This window comes from Ignavigranum ruoffiae (genome assembly GCF_900110675.1).
GTDB lineage: Bacteria > Bacillota > Bacilli > Lactobacillales > Aerococcaceae > Ignavigranum > Ignavigranum ruoffiae.
Map to the genome: position 1 here is coordinate 1 of NZ_FOEN01000015.1, position 20,262 is coordinate 20,262.

Sequence of the window (20,262 nt, forward strand, 5' to 3'; positions counted from 1 at the left end):
GCCGATTTCTGCCCAAAGAAACGTCCATGAAAGACGTGACTGAAGCCGATTGTCGGCGCATCCAACAATGGATGAACCATTATTCGCGCAAGGTTTTGGACTATGAGACCCCTTATGAGGTTTTCATACGCTGTTTCTATAAAGAAAGACAAGCTCGCGCACACGTGCCCGCTTGACAACGAGCCTCCTTCGGCATGGTTTTCTTGGTAAGGCGGTCAATGACCCATTAGTGAACCAAACTACCATGCCTCAGCTCATTGTCAAGCCGTCACTGACAAAGAGGATTAATGTTACATAGCTAGTTACCCGAGGTGGCTAACTTATACTTGAAATTTACATAATAATTTCAACATTTAAATCTGCTCATTTCTTTTTAATATTTATATCTTCGAGGCAAATACATGAGTCCTTGGCAACTAGTTTTATTTAACGTCGTTAGTAACCCTATATTAATGAAATTCACTAATATTTTTTCAATCATCTTATCTCCCCCTCTATTCTATCATGTTACATTTGTTTTTGTTGATAAATTCTAGCGCAATATTAGATATTTAATACCCCAGGGTAAGGCTACAAATACAAACAAATTAATTAATGTACATATGTAACCCTTTTCTGCATGATATGGCTTAGATTGTGTCCTCCGCCACAAATAAAATATTATATGGATTAATAAACTTTCGTAAAACACATCCAATAGATATGCGCAAAGATAAATCATGCCAATTTTGATAAAGTTAATCATTAAGATTTCTGCCCCAAGTAAACACAGTTCATAATCTTCGGAACTTAAATTAATCGAACTCCTCCGATATAAATATGCTACCAATTGGTCTGCTAATCTTTCTTCCCAACTTAAGGATGCCATCGTTACCTCCTCAATAAAGATGGCGACCTATCTTTTAGATCAAGATAGATCGCCAATAAACTTTCAATCAGAATCGCTTAGATAATCGTACCGAATAGTGGGCCTTTGACTCCATTCTTAATTGTATGAATTGCGATATATCGACGAACTCCTGAATAACTGATGTAACTGATATATACATAGGCATTGGTAATATATACCCGGTCATAATTTACTGACTCGCCAATTTCTAAATAGGCAGCTGCCACAGCCGAAGCTAATGGCTGATTACGAATGGCTAATCGTTGATTCGCTGTGAATCGTCCCGTTTCGCCATAGGTTTGAGCCACTGTTTCAGTACCTGGTTGCGGGGTCGGATCTGGTTGAGGTGTTGGTGTTACCGGCTGACTAACTCCTTTCAAGCGGTAGCAATATACATAACCTCCCCCATACCAACCTTCAAGGTCAGTCTCTTTAATATCATGTTTTTCATTGACACAATGGACAATCTTTTGGTTGCTAACAAAGACTCCTGTATGGGAACCCTGAGGCTTGTAGCCCGAGATAAAGATATCACCATACCGAGCTTCTGAGCGTTGAATTGGGATTAACAGGCTACCTTCTAATTGAAAGAGAGTAGCTGTATTGCCCCAATAAGTTCCTTGTGGTAAGAAGCCAGCATAGATTAAAGCACGATAGACAGCTGAAGAACAGTCTGCGTAGTTCTCTTGCATACGTAGAGCTTGGCTATATTTAATCCGTCCCATATTCTCATATAACCAATTTACCAACTTCTGTAAGCCAAGGTCTTGGCTTGGATTCGGCGTTGGCGTCGGATTTGGGTTGGAAGGATTTGAATTATTTGTCTTACCGACGATTAAGCGATCCCCGGGATGAATCACAGAATTAACGGTAATCCCATTAAGTTGACAGAGTTCATCAAGGGTCAGCCCGAATTTTTGTGAGATCGCCCAGAGTGAATCTCCACCGACGACGGTATAATATTTATTTTCCATGTTAGTTGTCTCCTTTGGTGTTGATGTTGAACCATTCAATAAATTAAACCACTTACGAGCACTGGCTTGTCGTTCAGCCACTTTTGCATATTGAGCACTTGGTCGCTCATAAGCAAAGACAAAGATTTCGGCTAAATATTCTGGACTTGCAGTACTTTGACTATATTGTCTGAAGGTCATCGACTGATGATAGAATTGTTCCTCTTCCTCAAGTTCAAACTGAATTCGTTGGAGTTGAGTGGTCATTAGGCGATAATCCAAGCCTCGTTGTTGGGCCCAATTCATCAGTACAGATCCAGGTGTCCATTGAACTAAACCATAGCCCCCCCACCACTATACTCGTGAAGGTCTGGATTAATTCCGCTTTCTAATTCCATGCTCCCTAACATACCGGCAATCGCTTGACCAGTCCATCCTTGCTGAATAAAGAAATCCCATACTTGTTTAGCTCTCTGCTCGATTGTCATAAAATCATCCTTTCAAATATTTTTTGTATGCGCATACTTGTAAGTAATAATACTTACATCTATAAGACGAAAGTTTGAATGAATTTATTTACCTATGCGGCGTCTTTCTTTTACTTTATTTGTGTCTGATATCTGCTCAATTACCCAAGAAAGATGGGTTAGTAGCGTCGATAATTCTTCGAGCTTCTTTTCAAAACGCGCTAAGAAATAAATCACTAAAGCAATTGGAAATCCAAAATTAGCAATTAAATTTATGACTTCCTCCATCTGGTCATCCCCCTTTCAGAATATAGTCACACTCCAAAGACGAGCCAAACAGCGGAATAGTTTACATGAATTATGACAAATTTTGTTGTATTTATGACAAGAGCTCTTATTTCACAGCAAAAAGACCTTATGCTTGGCTTAAATTCCAAGAAAGAAGGTTTTATGATGAAATTTATTGGTAAAAAAAATACGCGCTCAACGCGCGTTAACTCAAAAAGATATTTATACCGGACTTTGTTCTAGACGGCAATACTCTCGGATTGAGAATGGTTATAGTTTGCCCTCAGTCTATTTACTCTATTATCTTGCCAAACGTTTCGGTCTAAGTATGGAAGACCTACTAGAAGTAGAAGATTCCTGATTTAAATTCCAAATAGATAGGCCACCTGTTCTAAAAATTCTTGACGTCGACTCTGACTTATTGGCAAGGTTATGCGTTCATGATTCAATTCCAGACTAACCGATTTGGCATCAAATTCGTTGATATATTGCCCATTTATTAAATAGGATTGATGACTACGAATGAAATTGGGATGAAATTTCCTAATGTCTCCTTCGATGTCATCCAATTGACCATAAAATCGATGCGTCTCTCCTTGTGAACAATATAAATAGATTAATCTTTGTTTACTTTCAAAATATACAATTTGCTTAAGTACAATTCGGTAAACACGTTGCTGTGATTTAAAATAAAAATAAGGATGTTTGTTTTCAATCAATTGAATAGCTTGATATACGGCTTCTTCCAATAGATTGAATTTGATGGGTTTCTCAAAAAATCGAAACGTGCCGAACTGAAACAAATCAGACATATAATGATTCCAGGCTGAGACGAATATGATTAAGGGTACATTGGGATATTCGATGATGACTCGGGCAACTTTAATGCCGCATACTTCCTCCATATCAATATCAAGAAATAAAAGTTCGTATAAGCACTCACTTTTAGGATGCTGTTCGAAAGCACGGATAAGCCCTGAACCATCAAAGAAAATATCTATCTCAAAATCGATATTCTGTCGTTCAGCAATAAAGAGCAAATACCTCTCTAGTTCTCCTGTAAATATTTGATCATCATCGCAAATGGCAATTCTGATTCACCATTACCTTTTTTCTTTTTCTGCTTCCTCTAATCTTTTAATGATAGTACGTATTGTCTTCTGATCAATCTTATTTAAATGAGTATATGATGAAATAATTTCATTGTATTCGTTCATTATTTTCTCCTCGGTCAGCATGTCACGAATTTCTGTTCGACCGTATATGTAATCAATACTCACTTTAAAGAAATCCGCCAACTTGATTAAGAGATCATAGGGGATATCGCTTGTACCTGTTTCTATTTTACTGACAGTTTGCTGAGAAACATTCAAATAGCCTGCAAGTTTTTCTTGTAATAGATTTTTCTCAATGCGTAGCTCTTTGATTCTCTTACCAGGTTGATTTGCTACCATAAGATTATTCACCCCTTTAAGAGATAATCTTACTTTAACAAACATGCGATAATATTCTTAATCATTGTACGGGTACGCTTATTCATTGTATTTCATTGATGACATGCGTAATGATAATGAACAATTCTGACACAAAGAATGCGATATTCTTGTAGGAAATCATCGTGCCAGTCTAAGGGTACCCCCTTAAATGCTTAAGGAAAAGTGGCTCGAGACGCCATAAAATATAAATATAATCTAAATTTTCAAATGCTTGCAATAATTCAAGATCCATCTTGCTCACTCGCTAATTTTCTTAATTGTTTGATTGCCCTACTTTGAATACGACTGACTGCACCATGACTGATATTTAATAACTGAGCAATTTCTTTCTGTGTCAAATCACATACAAATCCGTACCAGAGAACTTTCTGTTGTTTGATGGTTAGAGCTTTTAACGCTTCAATCAACCTACCATCTTCTAGCACTTGCTCCCAATCCAAACAAGCGTGCTTTAATGGATTTATTCCCTGATTGGCTTTTTGCTCCGATTGATTCAAACTTGCAATCGACATGTGCTCATGTTTTTGGTACTGGCGTATCAGATCTAGTTTTTTATAGTATATTTTCAGCTGAATATATTTTAAAACTCGATACGCCTTTGACCAATTTAGCTTTCTCTCTTTCACTCTAGCTTTCTCCTATCTTCTTCTGCCCTAGTGTTATCAACTCCTTCTGCCTGTAGTTTCTCATAGTTCTATGATCGATATAAGTGACACTTTCTTCCCAGCACAAAAAACTCCAGCGCCAATTCGTTCATCCTTGTCTTTATACAGGATTTAAAAAATTGGTCTGGAGTTTTCGAGGTAAGATAACTAGTTAGTGAATTAAATGAAAGAGCCTTTGAATTTGTTTGAATTTAGAAATCTTGGACAGTTGTTGATAAATCAGATAGGCCGCTACACTTCCCATCAGACTAGCGCCGACAAAACGTGGAGTATACACCCACCAAAATAGGTCGGACTTGGTCCCCGTAAACCAAACCATGACAGGGTAAGATAATAAGCTACCTATCAAGCCGGTGCCAATAATTTCACCGAGCGCCGCCCAGAGGGGATATGCTGATGACGCTGAAAGAGAGTACCGGCCAGATACGCACCAAAGACGGCGCCTGTCAAAGCCAAAGGTGGAATCCCTAATAAAACCATGCGAATGATGCCACAAAGTAAAGCCATCAGCAAAGTATAAGGCCCACCCATTAGACTAGCGGCTAAGATATTCATCACACTGGACATCGGTGCCATGCCCTCAATGCGGAGAATCGGTGAAAGAATGACATCTAACGCAATCATGATGGCTAAGAATAAATGCTTCGTGAGTCGCTGATTAGTATTCATCCTGCCATCTCTTAACTCGGTCTACAAATTTATTTAAATTAAACATTGCTTCGCTTCCTTTCTTTCCCTATGATTGACAATCGAGTTTAGGAAGCGATGAAACTTATCAGTTGGGCACGAATAAGTCATTGGCGCTTCCCTCCGGCGGTATCAACCGCATCAGGTTCTAAGGGTCGATTGCTCTCTCAGCCTCCATGGCACCCCTAGCGCTCTACTGATTTTATCAGAAGTTTTAAATATTGTAAAAAGACTTTGAATCTTGTTCTAGCAGTTTTCAATCCGCTTTCAGCAGATTATTTGCTATCTGTTGAATCTTCGTCTAAAATATGGCTGATTCAATAAATAAAATACCAACTAGGGGAGCCACAATAGTGTGCTGAGAGTAGGTGTTATTCCTAGACCCTCAACCTGACGTAGATAATCCTACCGCAGGGAATGTCCTTAAAGGCCTGGCGACTTGCTAGGTGCTTTATGCTCTCTTTTAGTCTCCGCTAGGGGGCTATTTTTTTATGGAGGGAGTGCGATATGCTACAAATAAGAAATTTAGATTTTAGTTTTCACCAAAATTCGTCGCGGCCAATTTTTAAGCAGCTAAATCTTGACTTGCCTGAGGGTGAGTTTATTAGTCTGGTCGGTAAGAGCGGTTCAGGAAAGTCAACCCTATTTAAGTTGATCAGTCAACAATATCAAGCAGATCAAGGCGAGATTACTTTCCGTGGCCGACCGGTTGCCGTGAGTGATTTGGCTTATATGCCTCAAAAGGATTTACTCCTACCTTGGGCCAATATCTTAGATAATGTCTGTCTTTCAGCCAAGCTAGGGCCTCGCCGTCCTATTCCTCGTGAACGGGCCTTGGCCTGGTTAGCCAAGGCGGGTTTGGCCGACGATGCTTACGCTCTACCGAGTCAGTTGTCGGGTGGCATGCGACAACGAGCTGCCTTTGTCCGCACTATCTTAGCCAATCGCGAAATTCTGCTATTGGATGAGCCTTTTGGAGCGCTCGATAGCTTTACCCAGCAAGAGATGCAGACGTGGTTGTTAGAAATCTGGCAAGAATTGAAACAAACCGTCTTGATGATTACCCATAATTTGGAAGAAGCCGTTCTCTTAAGCAATCGCGTCTATGTGCTCCAGCCCTTCAAAGCTAATCAAGAGGCGCAAATTCGATCCTTTCAGATAGACCTACCCAAAGATCGCCAGATGGATATACGGTATCATCCTGATTTTATTGCCTATAAACATCAAATTGAGGAGGCTATCTATGGATAAGTTAGGTAGATGGATTGACCGCTATTGGCCTTTCGCCTTAATCTGTCTGATTTTATGTGTGGAGGTAGAAATCTTGGTCGACAGCGGGCTGGTTCCTGATTTTATTATTCCTAAACCGAGTCAAGTTTGGCATAACCTGGTCGACCAAGGCCCTGTTCTGTTGGATCACGCTAAACTGACCCTCGCTGAAGTCGGCCTAGGTCTGGTCTTCTCCATTGGTTTAGGGATTCTGATTGGGGTTTTGCTATATTATTCTCGTTTTATGGAGCGTGCCTTCTATCCTTTCGTGCTGATTTCGCAGACGATTCCGACCATTGCCTTGTCGCCAATTTTCGTGCTTTGGTTCGGCTATGAAATCTGGACTAAGGTGGCGATTATTTTCTTAATTACCTTTTTCCCGATTGTGGTGGCTGTCTTCGATGGGCTTAAACGAACCGACTCAGAGTACTTAGAACTCTTCCGGGTGATGGAAGCGAGTCGTTGGCAACGCTTCTATTATTTACAATGGCCGATGGCCTTACCAGGGATCTATTCTGGTATTAAATTAGCAGTGATTTATTCGCTGATTGGGGCAGTCATTGGCGAATGGCTGGGCGGAAATGCCGGTCTAGGTTATTATATCCGCCGCATGTCGAGTTCGATTAAAGCCGAAGGGGTCTTCGCCGGAATCATTGCCCTGTCGGTCATGGGGATTGTCTTATTTAATTTAGTAACCCTGTTGGAAAATCATTCACTCAAATATCTTAATCAAGAAAGAAGGAAAGATCGATGAAATTAATGAAAAAATTACGTAATGTCCTTATTATTGGCCTACTGACTTTGCTGGTCTTACCGACTCAACTTAACTTATCTGCAGGAGCTAAGGAAGACTTGCACGATTTCAATCTGATGTTGGATTGGTATCCCAATGCCAATCACATACCAATCTATGTAGCCCTGGCTGAAGGTTATTTCGAAGAGGAAGGCTTAAACCTCACCATCTCCATGCCCGCCGAAGTGGATGACCCGATTAAATTAGCTGGAGCCGGACAGACCGACTTAGCTATCTCCTATCCGGCGGTATTGATTCAAGCGGTTGCCGAAGATGTACCAGTTAAGGCTGTGGCTTCGCTAGTTCAAGGTCGCTTAGATGCCATTATCTATAAGCAAGAAAGTGGTATCCAATCGCCAAAAGATTTAGCCGGTAAGCGCATCGGTTACTCAACGACCACCATCTCAGAGAATATTGTTGAAGCAATGATGACCTATGATGGAGCCAATTATGAGGATACTCAGATGGTCAATGTCGGTTGGGATCTGATTCCGGCTCTGGCTACTGACAAGGTTGATGCGTTGATTGGGGCCTATCTAAACCATGAATATTTATTGCTTCAGGCGGAAGGTTATCAAATGGATTACTTTGATTTTGCTGATTATGGGGTTCCTGACGCAGATGAATTAATCTTCGTGGCTGGAGATCGAGCCATTGAAAATAAGTCTGAAGACATTCAAGCCTTCATGCGAGCATTACGACGTGGTTTCCAGACTGCTATCAATGATCCTGATCAAGCCTTGCAGACGATTCTGGACAAACAAGAGAATGCCTATGTTCTAGACCCCGAGATTGAACAGGCTTCTTGGGAGCGACTGCAAGAAGATATGGTGAAGAAGGCCGATTTTGGTCAAATTAATCCCGACTTGTATCAAGCATTCGCTGATTTTCTCTATCAACATGGTTCAATTCAACGAGCTCTCAAAGCCGAAGACTTAGTCAAATTGCTCGATGAAGAATAATCTAGCTGATGATTTAGCAAAAAAGGGTATGATGACATGAAGCTGACTTATACTCAAATTCTACAGCAATTACGGCAGAAACGTCCCTTAATTCATTGCATTTCCAATCAGATTGCCAGCCACTTCCAAGCCAATGCACTCTTAGCCCTAGGTTGTTCTCCGATTATGACTGATGAAGCGGAAGGGGCAGCAGAGATTGCTCAACAAGCCCAAGCCTTGCTCATAAATCTCGGCTCGCCTTTATACGCTGGTAAATTAAAGGCGATGAAGCAATCTTTACAAATCAGTGAAGAACGGCAAACTGTCAGAGTCTTGGATCCGGTGGGGATTGCCTCCATTTCCTATCGCTATCAGCTAGCCCAGGATTTATTAGCTCACCATAAATTTACTGCCATCCGAGCTAACTATGCCGAGATTGGCCGGTTAGGCCAGAAGTCTTTGGCCAGTAAAGGGATTGATAGTCTCCAGTCTTCTGAATCGATGGCTCAAATTTGTAGAGAAGTCGCACTGAAGTATCAAACCTTAGTCATTGCCACGGGGCCGCGCGATTTTATCACCGATGGTCAGACTCTATATTATCATGACCATGGCCATTCGTTGTTAAGTCAGATTACCGGGACTGGCTGTGTGGCCTCTAGTATCCTAACCGCCTTTCTATCGTTAGAAGCAGGGGCCGAAATTGGCGGTCAAGCCATGGCTTACTATGCTTGGTGTGGTCAAGCGGCTAGCTTAGCAGTTGATGGTTCCGGCTATTTAGAAAACGAGTTGATCAACCAACTCTATCACCATAGTCTGGATAAACAGGCAGACAAACTTGATTCACTGATTACTTTAGAAACCCAAACAATTTAAAGAAAGGAGAATAAGATGAACTCAGTACAACCAGCAAAACACCCCGTAGTCTTGACCATTGCGGGCACCGATCCTTCAGGTGGCGCTGGCATTCAGGCCGACTTAAAGACCTTCATGTCTTTAGCTGGTTTTGGAACGTCAGCAATTACTGCGGTCGTCGACCAAAACACTATGGGGGTGAAGTCGATCCATCCAATTCCTCATGAGATGGTACGCGAGCAAATTCAATCAGTCGCTGAAGATTTACCGGTACGCGCGGTAAAGACCGGCATGCTCCATGATAGTCAATTGATTCAAACCGTCAGCCGGGCTATCCGCGATTTTGATTTAAGCCAAAATCTAGTGGTCGATCCAGTCATGGTAGCCAAAGGAGGCGCCTCACTCTTACTTGAAGAAGCTCAGGAAAGTTTACGTCAATCTTTAATTCCCCTAGCCCGAATTGTAACGCCAAATCTCCCTGAAGCTGAAGTACTTGCTAGAATGAAAATCGAGAACGCCCAAGAACGCCTACAAGCGGCTCAAGCCATTCTAGACTTAGGCGCCCAAGCCGTTGTCATTAAGGGGGGCCATCGTTATTCGGCCAGCCAAGATGCGGAAGATTTCTATCTGGATCAAAGTGGTCGATCTTTTACCTTAAGTTGTCCTCGTATTGAGACCCAGCATACTCATGGAACTGGCTGCACCTACTCAGCTGCGCTAGCTACTTTCCTAGTTCACGGCTATGACTTAGACCAAGCTATGGTATCTGCCAAAGCCTACATTCACGCCGCAATTTCCCAGACCTTGGGGCTTGGCCATGGCCATGGGCCAACCAATCACTGGGCTTTCCAAGAAAACCCACAACACTATATTCCACAGGTGATAATTCATGAACTCAAGCACTAAAGGATTTAAACGCACCCGTCCGGATCAAACTTTTCCCATTTATTTAATCTTAGGCAGCCAGAACTTTCCCAAGCAAACGAAAAATCAACAAATGCGATCATTTATCAACTGTTTAGATCAGGCTGGTCAAGCTGGTATTTCATATTTCCAATTCCGCGATAAAGACCATAGTCAGCTCACACCACCAGAACGCGAGCAATTAGCTCGTGAAGCTCAGGTCATTTGCCAGCACTATCAGATTCCTTTAATCATTGACGATGACCTCGATTTAATGGAAAGAATTGATGCGGATGGAATCCATATTGGTCAAGACGATTTATCCGCCTCATTCGTCCGCCAAAGATTAGATACCCAGCACATTCTTGGTCTTTCTGCCCACACTCGCGACCAAGTTCACGCTGCCATTGAAGTAGGGGCAGATTATGTCGGTTCAGGCCCTATCTTCCCCACTCAAACCAAGGTCAATGTGCGCCCCGCAATCGGTCTTGAACAATGGCGGGACCTGCAATCCCTTGACCCAAGCTTCCCAATTTTTGCCATTGGCGGGATTCACGAAGATAACGTTGACCAAGTTAAGGCCAGGCAAGCCGATGCTATCTGCGTGATCTCTGCGATAAGTCAGTCAACAGATATCGCCAGAACCGTGGCCAAGTTGAAGGCCCCGTTGGCAAGAGAATAAGCCAAAGTCTTGAATGATGATCTGGAGTTAAGTGACTAACTCTGTAACAATAGCTATGAATAAGATAATGGTAATGGATCTAAACTAAAATTTAGCCCATTAAAAAAACTCAGCAAATATTTATTCCCAGACCAGCATTCATCGCGATCAGGTAAATATTCGCTGAGTTTTTGTTGATTCATTGGTTTGAATTTTGGCTGATTAACTCTGAATGACTTCGTTAACAGCTTTAAAATATGAAATTCAAAACTCTTACTAGATCTCTTCTAAATCGTTAACTCACTATCAAATCAGCTTTAATCGAAGGGATATTATCCTTGTAACAAGGCTTGGTTTGCCGTAATAATTGCAGCTTTATAAACATCCTCTTCATTACATCCCCGAGATAAATCAGTTACCGGTTTAGCCATACCTTGTAAGATTGGGCCTAAGGCTTGATAACCTCCTAAACGTTGAGCAATCTTATAACCAATGTTACCAGATTGGATTTCAGGGAAGATAAAGACCGTCGCTTGACCTGCTACTGGTGAGCCTGGAGCTTTCGCTTGCCCCACCACATCGCTAATCGCCGCATCGAATTGTAATTCCCCATCAAGGACTAATTCAGGTGCCTTTTCTTTGGCTAATTTAGTCGCTTCAACAACTTTGTCTACTTCTGGTGAAGAAGCTGAGCCCTTGGTTGAGAAGCTCAGCAAGGCAACCTTAGGATCGATATTGAAGATTTCAGCGGTCTTAGCGGATTCAATGGCAATCTCAGCCAATTGTTCAGCGGTTGGATTAATATTAATCGCGCAGTCACCAAAGACATATTTTTGTTCGTCTTCATTTTCAGGAACTAAGATAAAGACTCCACTGGTTGATGAAACCCCAGCTCGGGTTTTAATAATTTGTAGGGCGGGTTTAACCGTTGAACCCGTTGATTGAGTCGCTCCAGCAACCAAACCATCAGCTAAGTCTTGATAGACTAACATGGTGGCAAAATACATCTTATCTTTAAGAATTTCTTGAGCTTGTTCAACGGTGGCCTTCCCTTTACGGCGTTCAACAAAGTCTTCCACCATGCTATCAAATTGTTCGTAATGGTTAGGATCAAGCAATTCAATACCTTCAATAGACTTTCCGAGTTCTTGGGCGGTCGCTTTAATTTCCTCAGGATTTCCCACCAAAATTGGATCTAATAATTGATCTTCTTTTAAACGTACGACAGCGGCTAATACACGCGCATCATGGCCTTCCGGAAATACCAGACGTTTCCCTTTCCCTTTAATCGTCACGGATAAATCTTCAAACAGTCCCATGCTATACATTCCTCCATTTATTAATCTGCATGTGTGTTACATGTCCACCAAAAACTTTACCACTCTTGCTCGAATTTGTACATGCTTTTGCCTCAACTATAAGACTTACTTAACTACCCTAAATCATGCTTATTGACTTTAAATCATAATAATTAACTCATTTGATTATTATCGTGAATTTGCTTTAAAATTTGTCGATACATCAGAGCATTTAACATAGCCCCTAATAAAATAATACATACCCAATAATAAGAAGAAAAATGCGGGCCTGAAGTCACTCCAACAACCGCTCCCAATGGGGAACCAATACCGCCAAAAAATTGAATTTTAAAAAAACCAATAAATCCTCCTACACAAGCCGATGACAGTGTGTTAGCTAAAATTAATTTAGGATATTTAATAATAAAAGGTATTCCACCTTCTGAAATACCTAGAAAGCCCATCAACAGAGCAGAATTACCGAGTATCTTTTCTTGCTGAGAAAAAAGATTCTTGAATAACAACGAGGCTATACCAAGCCCAAGAGGGGCAACTGATATTGATGAAGCAGTAACCGCTTGAGGAATAGCGTTAACTCCCCCGATTCCATATTGATTCATCGTATCGATAAATATTGCCGAGGAAACCAAACTTGCTGTCTTATTTATCGGCCCTCCTAAATCAAAGCCAACCATTCCTCCAAGTATTATTCCATAAACCGCGGGAGCATACTCATACTGCCTGGTCAGGTAATTCATAGAAGCATACAAGAATTCAACCATGGTTGCGAGAGGTTTCCCAATTATAAAATAAATGATCAAAAAAACAAAAAAAGTTAGACATAAAGGTGCTATCAAGTACTCCATTAATGGCAAGAGAAATTTAGGCAAATTGAATCGGTCAATAAATTTTGCTAAAAATCCCGTTATTATTCCAACAAGTATGGCACCTATAAACCCCGCACCAAAGCTTGTTCCTAAAAAATTAGCGGAATTCACCAAATATCCACCGATAAATGCTGGAATCAAAGCGTATTTTCCACCAATTCCTTTTGCAAAATACATACAAAACAATGGTATCATCAAATCAAAACCGACTTGCCCTACTTCATACAGTTTTTTAAAAAATTCACCCGCATCAGCAGATATTAAATTCCAGTCTAAATATTGCAACTCGGCATCCATACTAAATGCACTAGCATTTGCGATAGCCAAAAATAGACCAGACAAGACAGTCAAAGGTACAATTTTACTAATCGCAAACATCAATGAATTTCCTATCAAATCTATTGCCTTCTTTTTACACATATTCCTTTTCCTCGGATTCAAAATATATAGGGTTACTAATAAGTATAGGTAATTGATTACTTATTATTTCTTGATTAACAATTGACCCATATATTTCAATTCGCATAAATTTTGAAGAACCACTGTTAAAATAAATATTTTTGGATACCTCATTTGTCTGCACTATGTACTCTATTTTTTGATCTTCCAGAATTATTATTATTTTTTGTCCGTTTTTAAGATGAGTAAAATACAAATGTACCATTGTTTCTAGGGGGTATGTTTCTCCACAAATAACATTCGATTGTTCAAAATCAATTTCGGGTCCATTTACTGTATAAGTGATGAAAGAGTTCCCCTTAATGAGCGCCTCAAGGATATCTTTCTGATTATAGCTATAAGAATAGATATTCGTCGTAGGGCATCCAAGCATCCTGAATAACTCAAACGAATGAAAATCACTTCCCCCAGTAACAGATATCTTTCTTCCTTTCATTAACTGCTCATGCCACCATAATTGAGCTTCAAAATTTGATTGTAAATGCGTGCCCCCGTTCCAAACTTCAATAGCATCAAATGGCAAATCCAGGCCCGAAAGCCAAGGACAGTCAACACAAAACGGATGATTAATTATAAATTTTGCTCCTTTACTTTGGCCACTTTTAATAAAATCTGAGGTATCTTGAAAACTTTCCGTATCAAATGATCCACTAAAGGGCTGATTTATTCCCCAGAAATTTCCATGTCCCTGGTATCGTGTCCATTCAACACCGGGGATCAATGTAAAATCATTTGTAGAAAAGCTTTCAGTCTGATTATTGAAATTATTGTGATCTGTAATTATTAAATAGTCCAGACCGATATTTTTAGCTACATCTACTAATAAATGAAGTGGCAACTTACCATCAGAAGCTGTCGAATGGGTATGTGTGTCTCCTTTTAATAACCTACGAACTTTACTTTCTTGAATGAACTCATAAGTAACATTGAGTCCATCTAAAGGAACTTTGTAAGCACCAAGAATGATATTCCATTCGCCCATCATTACTTTTGGATTGATAAATCCTACCGATGACTGATTCTGAGAGAAAAATAAAGAAGAACGATTAGAACCGGATGACCCTAAATACTGTTGGTTTGGTCCTTGTATGGAAAAATCTATAATACTGACATTCTCTTCTAATATTTTATCATCTTGAATTTCTTTAGAAACTTTCAAGTAATCGTAACTGATAGTTATTTTTTCAATATCATTTTTTATAAAAAAGGGGATTTTTATATATTCTCCTTCTTGATCGTGTGACACAAAATAGGTGATTTTTTCAATATATTTCATAATTATTCTCCAATCATCCTTTGACTGAACCTAACGTCATTCCAGTGATTAAATATCGTTGAGCGACTAGATAAGCCAAAATGAGAGGGATGGTTGATATTACAATCGCAGCCATAATGGCATTAGGCGAAACAAAATCTGTCCCTGAAACAGATGAACTATTAAATACTAGGGATTTTAATATTAAAGGTAAGGTATATTTCTTTTGATCAGTAATAATTGTTACAGGAATCATTAAACTATTCCATTTTGATATGAATGCTATAAAAGAAACCGTAGCGATTCCCGGTTTAGACATGGGAAGACATATTTTTCTAAAAATTTTTAATTCACTCGCACGATCAATTTTGGCTGCTTCAAATACCGATTCTGGAATGGATTGAAAATAATTTTTTAACAAGAGAATACTAAATCCAGAAACAAGGCCATTAATGATAAGGCCCCGATAGGTATTGATGAAGCCAAGATTTTTATTCAATGTATAGATGGAAACCAAGGTCAATTCTCCCGGAATCATCATTGTAACCATGATAAAACTTAAAATAAGTGTTCTAAAAGGCAAATCTTTTTTTAAAAGAATAAAAGCGGCGATTGCTGAAAATAATGTTTGTAGACCTGAGCCAATGGTTGAAACAAATATAGAATTTAGTAAGGGTCGCCACAAGTTTTCTTTTTGCCATATATACCGAAAACCTTCGAAAGAAAAATCTTTTGGCCATAAAGATATACCAGGTAACATGGATGCTTTATTACTAGAAAAGGCAATTGATAAAATATTAATCATAGGTAGAATCATTGATAAAAACAATAATAATAACATGAAATAATTTAATATTTTAATTGGAAGGAATAACTGATTTCTTCTCATTATAAATCCTCCCTTAAAAGATATCTCACAATAAAAATAATAATCATCGTCAATAATAAGACGATTACTGATCCAGCAGTAGCAATTCCAATATTAAATCGACTTATTCCGTTTTCAAATATGTACAAGATAGGTGTTCTAATTTTTTGAATAATAGCTGGATTCCCCATAATATAAACTTGGTCAAAATTTGTAAAGAGTCCCATCAAACCAAGAATAAACACAGTTGCCATGGTAGGTTTTAAATCTGGAATAATTATTTTTTTAATTTGTTTTAAACGAGAAGCCGAGTCAATTTGTGCCGCTTCAAATAAATTTGGATTAATAGCTACAATACTTGCTAAAAACAGTATAGCCATATAGCCAATTCCCTTCCATGCCCCTGTTAAAATCATGATTAATTGAGCTAAGTCATCCTCCGTCATAAATAGAATTGTCTTGCTATCAAAAAATCCTCTTATCGTATTTACAAAACCATTCGGACCTAAAATATTAATCCAAATTCCACCCACCACGGTCCAAGAAAATAAATGAGGTAAATAAGAAGTGGTCTGGATTATTCTTTTTATTTTGGACTCTTTTAATTCATTGATTCCTAAGGCGACTATCAAAGAAGACACGAAAGTTAATAATAGAGTTCCAATCCCAATGATAAAACCATTGATTATTGATGAAATAAAGGATTTATCCTTCATAATCTCTAGATAATTTTGCCACCCTACCCATTCACTTGTTCCCATTAATTTTACTTTTTGAAAACTCTGAACGATTCCCATAAATAAAGGGAGATAGGAAAAAATGAAAAAATATAATAGTACTGGTAATAATAAAAGGTACACAAACCGATACTTCTTTATTAATTTCCAAGTTTTCTTTTTATGTTGATTCATTGTTTTATCTCCCTCTATCTGTGAATAATATTTCCTTATTCTTCAATAACTCCTGCATCTAAGAGAGCTTGTTGCATTTCTTTTAAACCAGTATCTACATCCACGTCTCCACGAATTATCTCTACTGCCTTTTGTGCTACAATTTCATTATATTTTGCTGATTCTGGCAAAAAGGATTCAGTTGAAGCAAAAGTCAACAGTTTCATAGCATCATCAACACCTGGATTATGAGGTAAAGGGGCTTCAAATTTTTCAGAAATTGGGAAGGGAGCTCCATGATCTTTACCATGACTTTCCCCTACTTCAGTTAATTTATATTTCCCATCTTCAATAACATAGTCATATCCTTCAGCCCCTAATGATAATAAAATTCCACCTTCTTGAGTCGCAAAAGTTTCCAATACTTTAATAGCACCTTCAACATTATCACTTGTAGCAGGAATTCCCCAAAGTGAAGCTCCTCCTCTAGTCAACATATACTTTCCATCTGAGTTATTAGTACCACCCAAAGGCACCGCCTCAAATTTATCTGGATAATCAGCACCAGCATTTGAATTATATAAACCTGTCCATGCTGCCCAATCGACAACTACTCCCGTCTGATTAGCGCCAAATTTTTCTCGTAATTCTTTAGTAGTATCCGTTAAAGAACTAGGGTCCATTAACTCTTCTTGATATAACTTACGAAGCCATTCCCACACAGGTTTTGCTTCTTGACTAGCTATTGGTGCAGTGCGCTTTCCTGCTTCGTTAATAACTATTCCAGTTTTAATATCTTGAGAAGCAAACCAAGGTTGTAAATCAAATAAGTTACTAATTACAGCATTGTATGGATAAAAATTGTCAATATCAGTAACTTTATCTTTCATTTCTTTAAATAGTTTATAATATCCATCTAAGGTTTCTTCGGATAGGCCTTCTATCTTATACTTCTTTAACAAAGCTTGGTTAAGGTTAACAACCCGATGAATTTCTTTTTTATTAAAACCGGCATATAATTTACCATCTATGGTAATGTTGTCCCATTCTGATTGTGAAATGACTTCTGGGTCAGAAAGAATCTCCGAGTTTTTAACATAGTCGGTAATATCTAATAAAGCACCCTGTTCAACAAGATCATTTAATTGATCCTGATTGAAATAGATTAAATCGAGTCCTTCACCACCATTTGATAATTTTTGAAGAACTACCGTATTATAGTCTTCTGCTGGTTTTTCAATATTAACTTTTAGTCCAGTAAGTTCTTCTAATTTTTGATTAAATGCTTTCGCATCTTCTTCATCTTTTCCTCCGGTAACGCTAGTTAGAATATCTACTGTATTATTTTCTTGCGCAATTACAGCCGAAGGACTTATCAATAAGTTTGTTAAAGTAAGGGTAAGCATTGACAATTTTATCAATTTCATACAACTCTCTCCTTTTAATTGTTTATTCTTTGTTCATTTTGCAGATCAAAAAAATGTAACTTATCTGCTTTAAAAGACACATTATAAATACTTTCTTTATCTAGTTTCCTAGATTCCTGTAATTTCACGATAAAATCTCCTTGCTCAGAAGAAAAATACAGCAAGTTTTCTGAACCTAAAAACTCGACATGATTTGCTTTTATTCCTTGCGTAGAAGCAACATTTTCTAACTCAATATCTTCTGGTCGAATTCCTAGGATCACCTCCTTTCCTAAATATTCTTTAAGGGCATCTTTATAATCTTCTAAATCAATAGTTGTATGACCAATATTCGTTGTAAAATCATCTTGTAAAATTACCTTAAAAAGATTCATCGATGGAGTTCCAATAAAGCTTGCCACAAATATATTTTTTGGTTTTAAATATATTTCTTCTGGACGATCAACTTGTTGAATCTCTCCCTTATTCATTACAACAATCTTATTCCCTAAAGTCATAGCTTCAACCTGATCGTGAGTTACGTAAATCATAGTGGCCTTTAATTTTTCGTGAAGAGAAGCAATCATTTTCCGTGTTTGAACTCTCAATTTAGCATCCAAATTTGATAAAGGCTCATCTAGTAGAAATACTTTGGGTTCTTTAACCAATGCCCGGGCCAAAGCAACTCGTTGTCTTTGCCCACCTGATAAATTTTTTGGTAATCGATCTAGATAATGATTTAATTCAAGTAATTTACTAGATTCTTTAAGTTTTTCCGATATTATCTCTTTGTCAGTTTTTTGATTTTTTAACCCAAAGATGATATTCTCTTTTACACTCATATGGGGGTACAAAGCATAATCTTGAAATACCATGGCAATATCTCTTTGATCAACTTCAAAATCATTAATAATTTTCCCATCTAAATGAATATCACCACTGCTGATGTCTTCTAAGCCAGCAATCATTCTGAGTATTGTTGATTTACCACAACCAGATGGTCCGACAAATACAACTAACTCCCCTTGTTCAATCTCAATATTTGCATCATTTACTGCGTAAAGCGCTTCTGTTGAAGTACCTTCATATTTTTTTGATACGTGATTAAATGATAAAAATGACATTTGTTCGCTCCTATTTAAATTTTTACTGAACTCGTTACTTTTATCGATCCACTAATATTTATACAATTAGGGATTATAAGTTCGTTAGATTGTAATTGCTGAATTAGTAATTGTGCTGCAGTTTTTCCTAGCTCATATTCGTTCAAATCTACACTCGTGAGCTCTGGTTTAAAAATATTATTGACATTAATGCTTGAGTAAAAGACAGCTACTGAAAAATCTTCTGGAATTTGTAAATCTAATTCACTTGCTAATTTATAAATTGCTAGAGCCATTAAATCAGAGTCTAAAATAAAAGCATCCACTGGATTGTCTAAAAGTAATAATTCTTTGGCCTTGTGATACGCAAAGTCCTCTAAAAGAGCGTCTTTTGGTGTATAAAAATGTAGATTATCTAATTTCTTTTCATTGATTTCTTTCAGATAGCCTTTATATCGTTCAGGCGCAACAGTAGTGTTTTCATAGGTATTTAAATAAACGATCTTTCGGTGTTTTCTAGACATCATCGATGTTAATTCTTGACTTATAAGTTGATTGTCGTTATCTACAAAACAAACCTGTCCTAATTCATTCTCAGGAGGTAAACCTACCCAAACATGGGGAACTGTATCAAAAACCTGTTCATCAGTAGATGGATTTAATTTAATCATTCCATCCATCGGAAGGTAGTCATCTCGACCTTTACCAGTGGGTTCGATTAAAAGATAATAACCTTGTTTCGCACATACTGATAAAATCCCTTTGATAATATTTAATTGGAACTGAGAATTAAAATTTTCATTCGCTTCAAAAGAAATTCCAATGATTTTTGAAGTTTTTGTAGCTAATGTTCTTGCAAAATAATTTGTTTGAAAATTTAATTCTTTTGCTGCAGCCAAGACTTTCTCAGTCAACTCAGGACTGATGTACTTCTTTTTACTAAAAACATTGGAAACTGTACTTTTAGAAACATTAGCTAATTTTGCTACATCATTAATGGTTGCCACCATCTAACCTCCTTTCGAGAAAACCGGTTCGCTGAAATTATTTAACTATCTACAAACAGAATAACGAACTGATATTAATTATTTGTAAAGGTTAAGTAAATATAGTGTAAATCCCATAATTTCAAATAAAAAATTTACAAAAATTTAACACTTACCAACAACTTGAGTCAAGTCCATAATCTTGTGTAAAATATATTACAATGTTTCACCGGTCTTTTACTGATC

The 20,262-nt window shown here is 38.2% G+C and carries 21 protein-coding genes, 3 pseudogenes and 1 riboswitch; of the genes and pseudogenes, 8 read left to right on the forward strand and 16 right to left on the reverse strand.

Annotated features, from left to right (window positions below):
- Positions 1–176 (forward strand): annotated as a pseudogene (locus BMX34_RS10030) (IS30 family transposase); the annotation flags it as partial.
- Positions 177–532: 356 nt separating this feature from the next.
- On the opposite strand, the gene BMX34_RS10020 reads toward BMX34_RS10030, so the two are convergent.
- From BMX34_RS10020 to BMX34_RS08740, 4 genes and pseudogenes are all read right to left on the reverse strand, one after another.
- Positions 533–868: an accessory gene regulator B family protein gene (locus BMX34_RS10020; RefSeq protein ID WP_092572647.1), complete on the reverse strand. Its 336-nt coding sequence runs from the start codon at positions 866–868 to the stop codon at positions 533–535.
- Positions 869–945: 77 nt separating this feature from the next.
- Positions 946–1,863, reverse strand: coding sequence for a peptidoglycan amidohydrolase family protein (locus BMX34_RS08735; RefSeq protein WP_234971714.1), 918 nt, complete (start codon positions 1,861–1,863; stop codon positions 946–948).
- Between the two features lie 96 nt (positions 1,864–1,959).
- Positions 1,960–2,330, reverse strand: a pseudogene (locus BMX34_RS09975) (phage tail tip lysozyme); the annotation flags it as partial.
- A gap of 84 nt (positions 2,331–2,414) precedes the next feature.
- Positions 2,415–2,597 carry a YvrJ family protein gene (locus tag BMX34_RS08740; RefSeq protein WP_092572648.1) on the reverse strand — a complete coding sequence of 61 codons (183 nt, stop codon included), beginning with the start codon at positions 2,595–2,597 and terminating at the stop codon, positions 2,415–2,417.
- A 175-nt stretch (positions 2,598–2,772) separates the two neighbouring features.
- Here BMX34_RS08740 and BMX34_RS08745 point away from each other — a divergent pair, with 175 nt between their 5' ends.
- Entirely contained in the window at positions 2,773–2,958 is a 186-nt protein-coding gene (locus tag BMX34_RS08745) for a helix-turn-helix transcriptional regulator (RefSeq protein ID WP_092572649.1), read from the forward strand.
- A 1-nt stretch (position 2,959) separates the two neighbouring features.
- On the opposite strand, the gene BMX34_RS08750 is transcribed toward BMX34_RS08745, so the two are convergent.
- From BMX34_RS08750 to thiW, 4 genes and pseudogenes are all read right to left on the reverse strand, one after another.
- Positions 2,960–3,694: a LytR/AlgR family response regulator transcription factor gene (locus BMX34_RS08750; protein ID WP_327077515.1), complete on the reverse strand. Its 735-nt coding sequence runs from the start codon at positions 3,692–3,694 to the stop codon at positions 2,960–2,962.
- Positions 3,695–3,700: 6 nt separating this feature from the next.
- Entirely contained in the window at positions 3,701–4,051 is a 351-nt protein-coding gene (locus BMX34_RS08755) for a helix-turn-helix domain-containing protein (RefSeq protein WP_092572666.1), read from the reverse strand.
- A 263-nt stretch (positions 4,052–4,314) separates the two neighbouring features.
- Positions 4,315–4,719, reverse strand: a complete 405-nt coding sequence (locus BMX34_RS08760) for a sigma-70 family RNA polymerase sigma factor (RefSeq protein ID WP_092572651.1) — start codon at positions 4,717–4,719, stop codon at positions 4,315–4,317.
- A gap of 190 nt (positions 4,720–4,909) precedes the next feature.
- Positions 4,910–5,382: pseudogene (gene thiW / locus BMX34_RS08765) on the reverse strand (energy coupling factor transporter S component ThiW).
- Positions 5,383–5,546: 164 nt separating this feature from the next.
- Positions 5,547–5,642: riboswitch (TPP riboswitch) on the reverse strand.
- A gap of 310 nt (positions 5,643–5,952) precedes the next feature.
- On the opposite strand from thiW, the gene BMX34_RS08770 reads away from it, so the two are divergent.
- The 6 genes from BMX34_RS08770 to thiE are packed head-to-tail and all read left to right on the forward strand — an operon-like array spanning position 5,953 to position 10,885.
- The gene (locus BMX34_RS08770) at positions 5,953–6,696 is read left to right on the forward strand and encodes an ABC transporter ATP-binding protein (RefSeq protein WP_092572652.1); all 744 of its coding nucleotides are present in this window, start codon (positions 5,953–5,955) and stop codon (positions 6,694–6,696) included.
- Positions 6,689–7,468, forward strand: a complete 780-nt coding sequence (locus BMX34_RS08775; RefSeq protein ID WP_092572653.1) for an ABC transporter permease — start codon at positions 6,689–6,691, stop codon at positions 7,466–7,468. Before BMX34_RS08770 ends, BMX34_RS08775 begins: the two co-directional genes overlap by 8 nt.
- Positions 7,465–8,469 (forward strand): ABC transporter substrate-binding protein, encoded by a 1,005-nt coding sequence (locus BMX34_RS08780; RefSeq protein ID WP_092572654.1) that lies wholly within the window; start codon positions 7,465–7,467, stop codon positions 8,467–8,469. The genes BMX34_RS08775 and BMX34_RS08780 overlap by 4 nt, the downstream gene beginning before the upstream one ends.
- Before the next feature lie 36 nt (positions 8,470–8,505).
- Positions 8,506–9,321, forward strand: coding sequence for a hydroxyethylthiazole kinase (gene thiM, locus BMX34_RS08785; protein ID WP_092572655.1), 816 nt, complete (start codon positions 8,506–8,508; stop codon positions 9,319–9,321).
- A 15-nt stretch (positions 9,322–9,336) separates the two neighbouring features.
- Entirely contained in the window at positions 9,337–10,206 is an 870-nt protein-coding gene (gene thiD, locus BMX34_RS08790) for a bifunctional hydroxymethylpyrimidine kinase/phosphomethylpyrimidine kinase (RefSeq protein ID WP_092572656.1), read from the forward strand.
- Positions 10,190–10,885 (forward strand): thiamine phosphate synthase, encoded by a 696-nt coding sequence (thiE, locus tag BMX34_RS08795; RefSeq protein ID WP_092572657.1) that lies wholly within the window; start codon positions 10,190–10,192, stop codon positions 10,883–10,885. The genes thiD and thiE overlap by 17 nt, the downstream gene beginning before the upstream one ends.
- Before the next feature lie 311 nt (positions 10,886–11,196).
- On the opposite strand, the gene pta is transcribed toward thiE, so the two are convergent.
- From pta to BMX34_RS08835, 8 genes are all read right to left on the reverse strand, one after another.
- Positions 11,197–12,183 (reverse strand): phosphate acetyltransferase, encoded by a 987-nt coding sequence (pta, locus tag BMX34_RS08800; RefSeq protein ID WP_092572658.1) that lies wholly within the window; start codon positions 12,181–12,183, stop codon positions 11,197–11,199.
- Positions 12,184–12,335: 152 nt separating this feature from the next.
- Positions 12,336–13,427: a PTS transporter subunit EIIC gene (locus BMX34_RS08805; protein WP_159428910.1), complete on the reverse strand. Its 1,092-nt coding sequence runs from the start codon at positions 13,425–13,427 to the stop codon at positions 12,336–12,338.
- Between the two features lie 34 nt (positions 13,428–13,461).
- The gene (locus BMX34_RS08810; RefSeq protein ID WP_092572660.1) at positions 13,462–14,784 is read right to left on the reverse strand and encodes a CehA/McbA family metallohydrolase; all 1,323 of its coding nucleotides are present in this window, start codon (positions 14,782–14,784) and stop codon (positions 13,462–13,464) included.
- A 13-nt stretch (positions 14,785–14,797) separates the two neighbouring features.
- The gene (locus BMX34_RS08815; protein ID WP_092572661.1) at positions 14,798–15,652 is read right to left on the reverse strand and encodes a carbohydrate ABC transporter permease; all 855 of its coding nucleotides are present in this window, start codon (positions 15,650–15,652) and stop codon (positions 14,798–14,800) included.
- The gene (locus tag BMX34_RS08820; RefSeq protein WP_092572662.1) at positions 15,652–16,542 is read right to left on the reverse strand and encodes an ABC transporter permease subunit; all 891 of its coding nucleotides are present in this window, start codon (positions 16,540–16,542) and stop codon (positions 15,652–15,654) included. Before BMX34_RS08820 ends, BMX34_RS08815 begins: the two co-directional genes overlap by 1 nt.
- A gap of 35 nt (positions 16,543–16,577) precedes the next feature.
- Complete coding sequence (locus BMX34_RS08825; protein ID WP_092572663.1) at positions 16,578–17,948, reverse strand: ABC transporter substrate-binding protein; 1,371 nt, start codon at positions 17,946–17,948, stop codon at positions 16,578–16,580.
- Positions 17,949–17,962: 14 nt separating this feature from the next.
- The gene (locus BMX34_RS08830) at positions 17,963–19,051 is read right to left on the reverse strand and encodes an ABC transporter ATP-binding protein (RefSeq protein WP_092572664.1); all 1,089 of its coding nucleotides are present in this window, start codon (positions 19,049–19,051) and stop codon (positions 17,963–17,965) included.
- A 14-nt stretch (positions 19,052–19,065) separates the two neighbouring features.
- Positions 19,066–20,037, reverse strand: coding sequence for a LacI family DNA-binding transcriptional regulator (locus tag BMX34_RS08835; RefSeq protein ID WP_159428911.1), 972 nt, complete (start codon positions 20,035–20,037; stop codon positions 19,066–19,068).
- Positions 20,038–20,262: the final 225 nt, after the last annotated feature.